The organism is Vibrio sp. Vb0888, assembly GCF_033338835.1.
Taxonomy (GTDB): domain Bacteria; phylum Pseudomonadota; class Gammaproteobacteria; order Enterobacterales; family Vibrionaceae; genus Vibrio; species Vibrio alginolyticus.
The window spans coordinates 1-1,444 of the sequence record NZ_JAWOTL010000118.1 but is presented as its reverse complement, the minus strand read 5'-3'; the positions used below and the strand labels follow the sequence as shown (position 1 = coordinate 1,444).

Annotated in this window: 2 protein-coding genes and 1 pseudogene; 2 read left to right on the top strand and 1 reads right to left on the bottom strand. The window is 46.4% G+C overall.

Translation table 11 applies throughout. The features are described from left to right. A pseudogene (locus R7P72_RS24300) lies at positions 1-188 on the bottom strand (lysophospholipase); the annotation flags it as partial. Between R7P72_RS24300 and rhtB the strand changes: the two are divergent. Both rhtB and R7P72_RS24290 read left to right on the top strand, forming a co-directional pair. Beyond that, positions 149-766, top strand: a complete 618-nt coding sequence (rhtB, locus tag R7P72_RS24295) for a homoserine/homoserine lactone efflux protein (RefSeq protein ID WP_318110869.1) — start codon at positions 149-151, stop codon at positions 764-766. The pseudogene R7P72_RS24300 and the gene rhtB overlap by 40 nt on opposite strands. Positions 767-790: 24 nt before the next feature. Further along, positions 791-1,444: EAL and HDOD domain-containing protein (locus tag R7P72_RS24290; RefSeq protein ID WP_318110868.1), on the top strand; the 654-nt coding region annotated here is incomplete at its 3' end.

Genomic DNA, 1,444 nt, shown 5'->3' with positions numbered 1-1,444 from the left:
CAAAGTGCTGCGATCGGACCACCAATTGCTTGCTCAAATAATGTCTCTTGAGTATAAGTCAAAGGTGAATGGTTAGTAGCCATTAGTCGATTACCTGAAGATACATTGTAGACGCGATGTATCATCGAAGAATTAGTGAGGAAATGCAATGGATACCCACGTTTGGTTGGCCTATGTGGTAACTGCAATCGTTTTTAGTTTGGCTCCGGGTTCAGGCACGGTTAACTCAATCAGCAATGGCTTGAGTTACGGCACGCGTAAATCGCTTGGCGCGATTGTTGGTCTGCAAATCGGACTCGCGATTCACATCGCCTTGGTTGGCGCTGGCATCGGTGCGCTGGTGGCGCAATCGGCAACTGCGTTTACTATCATTAAATGGGTAGGCGCGGCTTACCTTGTATGGTTGGGTATTCAGAAATGGCGTGATACTTCAGGCTTGATTGCCAATGAGAGTCACAAAGAGATGTCAGGTAGCGCATTATTGTATAAAGCCGTTTTAATTAACCTGACTAACCCTAAATCGATCGTCTTTTTGGTGGCGTTGTTCCCACAGTTTATCGACCCTGCAAAAGACCAACTGACGCAATTGTTGGCGCTAGGGGTGACGACAGTGGTAATTGATGCGTGCGTAATGTTGGGTTACACCGCGTTAGCGGCGCAGATGGGACGCTTTATCCGTTCAGACAAGATCATGGGTAAAATTAACAAAGTATTCGGTTCAATGTTTATGGGTTGTGGCGCATTATTAGCGGCTGCAAAATCCTAAGCCATTTATAGGTAGTTCTATCGCATGAATACAACGTATGTCGCTCGTCAGCCGATTTTTAACCGTAAAAGACAGACGCTGGGTTATGAATTGTTATTTAGAGATGGAGAAAGCAACGCCTATCCCGCTCATATCGAATCAAACCGAGCGACATACCGATTAATCGTCGAGAACTTTCTATCACTGGGTACTAACCCAGTGATTGCGTCTTCGCGATGCTTCATCAACTTTCCTCATCAGAGCTTGGTACGCCGTTTGCCTCGCAGCTTGCCAAAAAACAAAATCGTCGTAGAAGTCTTAGAGACTTGCCAACCTACCGATGATCTTCTCGATGCAATTCGCGAGTTATATCGAGAAGGTTATTTGATCGCGCTGGATGATTTCACCTTAACGCCGGAGTGGCGTCGCTTCTTACCTTATGTGCACATCGTTAAACTCGATATCATGGCGATGGGGCTAGAAAAAGCGTGTGAACTGGTTAAAACCCACCTCGCCAAGCGCGTCAAATATCACTTTTTAGCGGAACGCGTCGAAACCGCAGAAGAGTTTGAGCAAGCCAAAGCGGCGGGTTTTAAATTCTTTCAAGGCTACTTTTTTAGCAAGCCATTGGTGTCACAAACCAAATACGTCAGTCCGGAGCAGGTGTTAGCGTTACAACTGTTTCGGGAAGTCTGCGCG